Source organism: Aeromonas sp. R2-4 (assembly GCF_040908365.1).
Taxonomy (GTDB): Bacteria; Pseudomonadota; Gammaproteobacteria; order Enterobacterales; family Aeromonadaceae; genus Aeromonas; species Aeromonas veronii.
The window spans coordinates 45,172-53,278 of the sequence record NZ_JBFODO010000022.1 but is presented as its reverse complement, the minus strand read 5'-3'; the positions used below and the strand labels follow the sequence as shown (position 1 = coordinate 53,278).

Here is an 8,107-nt window from a genome sequence, read left to right as displayed (position 1 = left end):
GGGCCCTTCTGTTTTGAGGTCGAGTGACGTGGCTTAGTGGGCGTTCAGCTCATCGAGCGGCAGGGAGAAGCTGGCCACGAAGGTGTCGATAAAGTAGCGCATCTCCTCGCTCATCCGGGCTGCCAGCATGGCTTCAAGGCGCTTGCGAGCCGGTTCGAACTCCCGGTTGCCCGCGTTGATCTCCTCCAGACACTTGGTATAGGCGCAGAGGGTGTCGGCATCCTTGACCAGCCTGGCCAGCTCGCCATCCTGGGCTGCCGAATCGAGCAGGGGGCGAAAGTCCTCCACCAGTTCCGGCGGCAGCATGCCGAGCAGACGCTGTTCGGCGGCCAGCTCGATCTTCTTGTACTCGCGGGCGATCTCGGGGTTGAAGTATTTGACCGGGGTAGGCAGATCGCCGGTCAGCACCTCACTGCTGTCGTGATAGAGGGCCATCACCGCGGCACGGTCGGCATTCACGCTGCCGCCAAACAGCCGGTTTTTGATGATGCCGAGGGCATGGGCCACCATGGCGACCTGCAGGCTGTGTTCGGCAATGTTTTCCGGCTGGATGTTGCGCATCAGGGGCCAGCGGTAGATGAGTTTCATGCGGGCGAGATTGGCGAAAAAGTGGCTGGGTAACATGATGGCCTCAACAAAAGAGAATAGAAAAGGGCAGACCCTAGTCTGCCCTTTTTTTCGTTGCAGGGCAGCGTCTGCCCGCGCATTTCCCGTAGTTAGCGGATATAGCGGCCCGATTCCGCCTCTTGGTTGGTCACAATCATCTGGCCGATGGGCGCCAGACTGATGAGTGCCAGCTTGAGGTGCTGGATACCGAACGGGATACCGATAATGGTCACGAAGCAGGCCAGCGCGGAAGCGATGTGGCCGATGGCGAGCCAGACACCGATCAGCACGAACCAGAGGATATTGCCAATCAGCCCCAGAGTGCCGGTGCCGATATCGCTCTGGCCGGTTATGGTCTTGCGGTTGACCGCCTGCTTGCCAAACGGGAAGAAGGTAAAGGTGCCGATCACGAAGCAGGCACGTCCCCAGGGGATGCCTACTAGCGAGATAAAGCAGACAAGACCGGCCAGCCACCAGGCCAGGCCCATAAAGACACCTCCCAGTACAAACCAGAGCAGATTGAACAAGAAGCGGAAAAAGGCCATGTGAGTGACTCCAGATCATCAATTTGGTTGCCACCATAACGAGGGAGGGGTAGGGACGCAATGGTTGATTGGTCCAATCGCCATTTGGCTGGTCAAATTGAGTCGCCGCCCGCAACGGTGGGCTGTTTTTCGGCGAAAGATGGGCAATAAAGCGGCGTTCGGATGAAAAAAGGTGAGCAAACGCAAAATTATTGCCATCGGATAGTTGAAGTCGGGCTCCTATCTCCCCATATAAAGGGCAGTTTTGCACGAATTGTGCTTGCACGCCGCTCAATGTGGGGGATGTGTGGCTCGACTCGACCAAAGTGCGCCGCTATAATGCCGCGTCATATTTTCTCATCACAAAGACATATCGTTGTCTTTATAAACAGGAAGACTCCGGGCTTTGCCCAGGGGCAATAAAGGGTCAGCACACAGTGCTGAGTTGAACGAGGTAGAAGAATGCAAGTTTCTGTAGAGACAACCCAGGGTCTGGAACGCCGTCTTACCATCACTGTACCGGCTGCTACCGTAGACGCCGCTGTGCGTAAAGAATTGAATGGCCTGGCCAAAACTCGTCGCATCGACGGTTTCCGTCCTGGCAAGGCTCCGGTTGCCATCATCAAGAAGATGTTCGGCGCCATGGCTCACGCTCGCGTTGCTGATGAAATGATGCAGAGCAACTTCATCAAAGCCATCATCGAAAACAAACTGAGCCCGGCCGGTGCCCCGACCATGGATCCGAAAGAGATCAAAGAAGGTCAGGATTTCGAATTCACCGCCACTTTCGAAGTGTATCCGGAGTTTGAAGTTGCAGGTCTCGAGACCATCAAGGTCGAGAAGCCGGTTGCGACCGTCAAGGATGAAGATCTGGCCAACATGATCGACACCCTGCGCAAGCAGCACGCTACCTGGGCTGATGCCGATGTTGCCGCTGCCAATGGCATGCGTGTGACCATGGACTTCGTCGGTTCCATCGACGGTGAAGAGTTCGACGGCGGCAAAGCTGAAGGCTTCAACCTGGTGCTGGGCGCAGGCCGTATGATCCCGGGCTTCGAAGACGCTATCCTGGGCAAGAAAGCAGGCGACGAGTTCACCATCGAAGTGACCTTCCCGGCTGACTACCACGCTGAAAACCTGAAAGGCAAAGAAGCCAAGTTCGCTTCCAAGCTGATCAAGGTTGAAGAGCAGATCCTGCCTGAGCTGACCGAAGAGTTCGTTAAGCGTTTCGGTATCGAGAGCGGTTCTGTTGAAGAGCTGAAAGCCGAAGTGCGCAAGAACATGGAGCGCGAACTGGCTCAAGCCCTGAAAAACAGCGTGAAAGAGCAGGTTCTGAACGGTCTGGTTGAAGCCAACCAAATCGACCTGCCGAAAGCAGCTGTTGCTCAAGAGATCGACGCACTGCGTCAGCAGGCTCTGCAGCGCTTCGGTGGTTTCCAGGGCGGTAACGCTCCCGAGCTGCCGGCTGAACTGTTCCAAGCTCAAGCCGAGCGTCGTGTACGCGTAGGCCTGCTGCTGGGTGACGTGATCCGCACCAACGAGATCAAGGCTGACGATGCCCGTGTAAACAGCATCATCGAGTCCATGGCGACTGCCTACGAAGATCCGAAGGAAGTGATCGAGTACTACCAGAAGAACGAACAGATGCTGAACGGCGTTCGTAACCTGGCAGTAGAAGATCAAGCCATCGACCTGATCCTGTCCAAAGCGCAAGTTACCGAAAAAGAAGTTGCCTTTGACGAAGTGATCAACAAGTCTGGCGCTGCTGCCTAAGAACATTTGACTTAAGGTCAAGACTGTTAAGTATAATGGCTCGTGTGATCTCCACTCGGGCCATTTTATTTTAGGGACAATGCCTTATGTACAAGAACTATAACGATATGACCGATTCTCCCAGCAATGCGCTGGTCCCCATCGTGGTCGAACAGACTGCCAAGGGTGAACGTTCCTACGATATTTACTCCCGTCTGCTGAAAGAGCGGGTGATCTTCCTGACTGGTCAGGTTGAAGATCACATGGCCAATCTGGTGGTTGCCCAGCTGCTGTTCCTCGAGTCCGAGAATCCGGACAAGGACATCTATATCTACATCAACTCGCCGGGTGGTTCGGTGACTGCGGGCATGTCTATCTATGACACCATGCAGTTCATCAAGCCGGATGTCAGCACTGTGTGCATGGGGCAGGCCTGCTCCATGGGTGCCTTCCTGCTGGCCGGTGGCGCCAAGGGTAAGCGTTTCTGCCTGCCTAACGCCCGTGTGATGATCCACCAGCCGCTGGGTGGCTTCCAGGGTCAGGCATCTGATATCCAGATCCACGCCCAGGAGATCCTGAAGATCAAAAATACCCTGAACGAGCGCCTGGCGTTCCACACCGGTCAGGACATGGCTACCATCGAGCGTGACACCGATCGTGACAACTTCATGTCCGCCGAGCAGGCCGTGGCCTATGGTCTGGTAGACGGTGTCCTGAGCCAGCGTAGCTGAGCAGGGTGTCCCGGTCTGTTGTAAACTCAACAGGCCGATCCATCCTCTATTGATAAAACGAGGTTGCTGAATGACAGAGAAACGCAAGGGTGAGGGTGATAAGCTGCTCTACTGCTCTTTTTGCGGCAAAAGCCAGCATGAAGTGCGCAAGCTGATCGCTGGCCCTTCCGTCTACATATGTGATGAGTGTGTCGAGCTGTGCAACGACATCATCCGCGAAGAGATCCGCGAGATCTCTCCCAAGCGCGATGGTAACGAGCTGCCAACCCCTCATCAGATCCGCGCTCATCTCGATGACTATGTGATCGGGCAGGAGTATGCCAAGAAGGTGTTGGCCGTTGCCGTCTACAACCACTACAAGCGTCTGCGCAACAGCGGCGAAAACAGTGGTGTGGAGCTCGGCAAATCCAACATCCTGCTGATTGGCCCGACCGGTAGCGGTAAAACCCTGCTGGCCGAGACTCTGGCTCGTCTGCTGGATGTGCCGTTCACCATGGCCGATGCGACCACCCTGACCGAAGCCGGTTATGTGGGCGAGGACGTGGAGAACATCATCCAGAAGCTGCTGCAAAAGTGTGACTACGACGTAGAGAAGGCCCAGCGTGGCATCGTCTATATCGACGAGATCGACAAGATCTCCCGCAAGTCGGACAACCCCTCCATTACCCGCGATGTCTCCGGGGAAGGGGTACAGCAGGCACTGCTCAAGCTGATCGAAGGGACCATCGCTTCCGTACCGCCGCAAGGTGGTCGCAAGCACCCGCAGCAGGAGTTCTTGCAGGTTGATACCTCCAAGATCCTCTTCATCTGTGGCGGTGCCTTTGCCGGTCTGGACAAGGTGATCGAGCAGCGTTCCGTGAAGGGAACCGGTATCGGTTTTGGCGCCGAGGTGAAATCCAAGGATGCCAAGGCCACCCTGAGCGAGACCTTCGCCAAGGTAGAGCCGGAAGATCTGATCAAGTATGGTCTGATCCCCGAGTTCATCGGCCGTCTGCCGGTGGTCGCGACCCTGACCGAGCTGGATGAGTCTGCCCTTATCCAGATCCTGAAAGAGCCGAAAAACGCGCTGACCAAACAGTACGCGGCGTTGTTCGATCTGGAAGGTGTTGAGCTGGAGTTCCGTGACGACGCACTCAACGCCATTGCCCGCAAGGCGATGGAGCGTAAAACCGGTGCTCGTGGTCTGCGTTCCATCGTGGAAGCCGTGCTGCTGGATACCATGTATGACCTGCCTTCTCTGGAAGGGGTCAGCAAGGTGGTGATCGACGAGACCGTGATCAAAGGGGACTCCGCGCCCTTGATGATCTACGAAAATCCCGAAACCCAGGCAGCTGCATCAGAGTAAATGTCTGATTTTTAATCGAATGGAAGGGGCTTTTTGCCCCTTTCATGCTTTTTACGGTTTCGGCGATTGAATCTCATCTCTGCGCCCCCATATACTCAGCCAAGCGCTTTGCCAACGGTATAACAAGCCGAGAGGACATATATGAACCTAGAGCGTTCAGAACGCATCGAGATTCCCGTCCTGCCTCTTCGTGACGTGGTGGTTTATCCCCACATGGTCATTCCACTCTTTGTGGGGCGGGAAAAATCCATTCGCTGTCTGGAAGCGGCCATGGAGCAGGACAAGAAAGTTCTGCTGGTGGCCCAGAAGGATGCGTCAACCGATGAGCCGACTGTGGAGGAGATCTTCACCGTCGGGACAGTGGCCAATATTCTGCAGATGCTCAAGCTGCCGGACGGCACCGTCAAGGTGCTGGTAGAGGGGGGGCAGCGTGCCCGCCTGGAGCGGATGATCGACGACAAGGATTTCTTTGTCTGCGAGGCCCAGTACATCCCTTCCCAAGCCATTGAGGAGAAGGATCAGGAAGTGCTGGTTCGCTCCGCCATCGGCCAGTTTGAAGGCTATATCAAGCTCAACAAGAAGATCCCGCCCGAGGTACTGACCTCGATCTCGGCGATCGACGATGCTGCGCGTCTGGCTGACACCATGGCGGCCCACATGCCGCTCAAGCTGGAAGACAAGCAGAAGGTGCTGGAGATCGTCTCGGTTTCCGAGCGCATCGAATTCCTGATGGCGATGATGGAGTCGGAAATTGACCTGCTGCAGGTCGAGAAGCGCATCCGTACTCGCGTCAAGAAGCAGATGGAAAAGAGCCAGCGCGAGTATTACCTCAACGAGCAGATGAAGGCCATCCAGAAAGAGCTGGGTGAGCTGGAAGATAGCCCGGATGAGTTTGAAGCCCTCAATCGCAAGATTGAAGAGGCTGGCATGCCGGAAGATGCCCGTGAAAAGGCCCAGGCCGAGCTTGCCAAGCTGAAGATGATGTCTCCCATGTCCGCCGAGGCTACCGTGGTGCGCAGCTATGTGGACTGGATGGTACAGGTGCCCTGGAAGGCGCGCTCCAAGGTCAAAAAAGACCTTGGCAAGGCGCAAGAGGTGCTGGATGCCGATCACTATGGCCTCGAGAAGGTCAAGGATCGCATCCTCGAATATCTGGCGGTACAGGCACGGGTGAACAAGCTCAAGGGCCCCATCCTCTGTCTGGTTGGGCCTCCCGGTGTGGGCAAGACCTCGCTGGGCCAATCCATCGCCAAGGCGACAGGCCGCAAATATGTGCGGATGGCCTTGGGTGGGGTGCGTGACGAAGCGGAGATCCGCGGTCACCGCCGTACCTATATCGGTTCCATGCCCGGCAAACTCATCCAGAAGATGGCGAAAGTCGGCGTGAAGAACCCGCTGTTCCTGCTCGACGAGATCGACAAGATGAGCTCGGACATGCGTGGCGATCCTGCATCCGCCTTGCTGGAAGTGCTGGATCCGGAACAGAACAACAGCTTCAACGATCACTATCTGGAAGTGGATTATGACCTGTCGGACGTCATGTTCGTGGCTACCTCCAACTCCATGAACATCCCGGGCCCCTTGCTGGACCGGATGGAAGTGATCCGTCTCTCCGGTTACACCGAAGATGAGAAGCTCAACATTGCCAAGCAGCATCTGGTTGCCAAGCAGATCCAGCGTAACGGCCTGAAAGAGTCCGAGATCACCATCGAAGATTCTGCCCTGGTCGGAGTGATCCGTTACTACACCCGCGAGGCGGGTGTGCGGAGTCTGGAGCGCGAGATCTCCAAGATTTGTCGCAAGGCGGTCAAGCGCATCCTGCTGGACAAGAGCATCAAGCATGTTCAGGTCAATCAGGAGAACCTCAAGGAGTTCCTCGGGGTGCAGCGTTTCGATTACGGCAAGGCCACCGACCAGAATCAAGTGGGTCAGGTGTGTGGTCTGGCGTGGACCGAAGTGGGGGGCGATCTGCTCACCATCGAGACCACCAACATGCCGGGCAAGGGCAAGCTCACTTATACCGGTTCCCTCGGTGACGTGATGCAGGAGTCCATCCAGGCGGCCATGACGGTCGTACGAGCCCGTGCCGAGAAGCTGCGCATCAACGCCGACTTCTACGAGAAGCGCGATATCCACGTGCACGTACCGGAAGGGGCAACCCCGAAAGATGGTCCGAGCGCCGGTATCGCCATGTGTACTGCCCTGGTCTCCAGCTTGACCGGTAATCCGGTTCGTGCTGATGTGGCGATGACAGGGGAGATCACCTTGCGCGGCGAAGTGCTGCCCATCGGTGGTCTCAAGGAGAAGTTGCTGGCAGCCCATCGTGGCGGCATCAAGCGAGTGCTTATTCCGAAAGAGAACGAGCGTGACCTTGAGGAGATCCCGGCAAACGTCAAACAAGACCTTGAAATTTATCCGGTTCGCTGGATTGACGAGGTGCTGGAATTGGCGTTGCAGGACAATCCACAGGGGTTTGAGCGCGTTTCTGTCGTGTAAATGTTGATGCGCCGCAAATTTGGCGCATTCGGCGGGTGGTTAAGGCTTGCATGCGCCCGATAACGGAAGTAGCCTTGACCACCGATCGGGTACTCGTGATGAGTCGCAATGCGTTGTGTGGCGCGGGTTTGCGCCAGATTGTCACTTGCAACTGATCAGGAGGCTTGCTATAAAACCTCCACTTGTTGTGGCCAGGGAAATCAGCGCCGCAGCGGTGTTTGATAAAAGGGGAATATAAGAGTGAATAAATCTCAACTGATTGACAAGATTGCAGACGGTGCCGATATCTCCAAAGCTGCCGCTGGCCGTGCGTTGGATGCCTTCATTGATGCTGTGGGTGAAGCGCTGAAAGAGGGTGACCAGGTTGCTCTGGTTGGTTTCGGTACTTTCGCTGTACGCGAGCGTGCTGCCCGTTCAGGCCGTAACCCGCAGACTGGCGCGACCATCGAAATCGCTGCTGGTAAAGTTCCTGCCTTCAAAGCCGGTAAGGCCCTGAAAGACGCTGTTAACTAAGTCGGTCGCTGATATCCGTCGGCTACCGTCCTTGGTCGCAGACCAGACAAGTTAGAGAGTCTTCTCTCATACTGATTGACCAAGGCGCATCGCAATCGGTGCGCCTTTTTATTGTTTACGCCCATCGAGTTCGGGAGCAT

At 56.1% G+C, this 8,107-nt stretch carries 7 protein-coding genes; 5 read left to right on the top strand and 2 right to left on the bottom strand.

The window, feature by feature from the left end; genetic code table 11:
- Window positions 1–33: 33 nt before the first annotated feature.
- A complete protein-coding gene (gene yfbR, locus AB5Z05_RS11575; RefSeq protein ID WP_021230589.1) occupies window positions 34–624 on the bottom strand; it encodes a 5'-deoxynucleotidase in 591 nt (196 codons plus the stop codon).
- Window positions 625–716: 92 nt separating this feature from the next.
- Window positions 717–1,151 (bottom strand): YccF domain-containing protein, encoded by a 435-nt coding sequence (locus tag AB5Z05_RS11570; RefSeq protein WP_106843766.1) that lies wholly within the window; start codon window positions 1,149–1,151, stop codon window positions 717–719.
- A gap of 441 nt (window positions 1,152–1,592) precedes the next feature.
- Here AB5Z05_RS11570 and tig point away from each other — a divergent pair, with 441 nt between their 5' ends.
- From tig to hupB, 5 genes are all read left to right on the top strand, one after another.
- The gene (gene tig / locus AB5Z05_RS11565) at window positions 1,593–2,903 is read left to right on the top strand and encodes a trigger factor (protein WP_005345092.1); all 1,311 of its coding nucleotides are present in this window, start codon (window positions 1,593–1,595) and stop codon (window positions 2,901–2,903) included.
- Between the two features lie 86 nt (window positions 2,904–2,989).
- Window positions 2,990–3,613: an ATP-dependent Clp endopeptidase proteolytic subunit ClpP gene (clpP, locus tag AB5Z05_RS11560; RefSeq protein WP_005336979.1), complete on the top strand. Its 624-nt coding sequence runs from the start codon at window positions 2,990–2,992 to the stop codon at window positions 3,611–3,613.
- 70 nt (window positions 3,614–3,683) lie between these two features.
- Window positions 3,684–4,958: an ATP-dependent protease ATP-binding subunit ClpX gene (clpX, locus tag AB5Z05_RS11555; protein WP_005336977.1), complete on the top strand. Its 1,275-nt coding sequence runs from the start codon at window positions 3,684–3,686 to the stop codon at window positions 4,956–4,958.
- 141 nt (window positions 4,959–5,099) lie between these two features.
- Complete coding sequence (lon, locus tag AB5Z05_RS11550) at window positions 5,100–7,454, top strand: endopeptidase La (protein WP_005336976.1); 2,355 nt, start codon at window positions 5,100–5,102, stop codon at window positions 7,452–7,454.
- Window positions 7,455–7,694: 240 nt separating this feature from the next.
- Window positions 7,695–7,967: a nucleoid-associated protein HU-beta gene (hupB, locus tag AB5Z05_RS11545; RefSeq protein ID WP_005315375.1), complete on the top strand. Its 273-nt coding sequence runs from the start codon at window positions 7,695–7,697 to the stop codon at window positions 7,965–7,967.
- Window positions 7,968–8,107 lie beyond the last annotated feature (140 nt).

What these genes read in the sequence shown, in the direction of transcription:
- yfbR (WP_021230589.1), bottom strand. Translation starts at nt 624, where the DNA reads ATGTTACCCAGCCACTTTTTCGCCAATCTCGCCCGCATGAAACTCATC.
- AB5Z05_RS11570 (WP_106843766.1), bottom strand. Translation starts at nt 1,151, where the DNA reads ATGGCCTTTTTCCGCTTCTTGTTCAATCTGCTCTGGTTTGTACTGGGA.
- tig (WP_005345092.1), top strand. Translation starts at nt 1,593, where the DNA reads ATGCAAGTTTCTGTAGAGACAACCCAGGGTCTGGAACGCCGTCTTACC.
- clpP (WP_005336979.1), top strand. Translation starts at nt 2,990, where the DNA reads ATGTACAAGAACTATAACGATATGACCGATTCTCCCAGCAATGCGCTG.
- clpX (WP_005336977.1), top strand. Translation starts at nt 3,684, where the DNA reads ATGACAGAGAAACGCAAGGGTGAGGGTGATAAGCTGCTCTACTGCTCT.
- lon (WP_005336976.1), top strand. Translation starts at nt 5,100, where the DNA reads ATGAACCTAGAGCGTTCAGAACGCATCGAGATTCCCGTCCTGCCTCTT.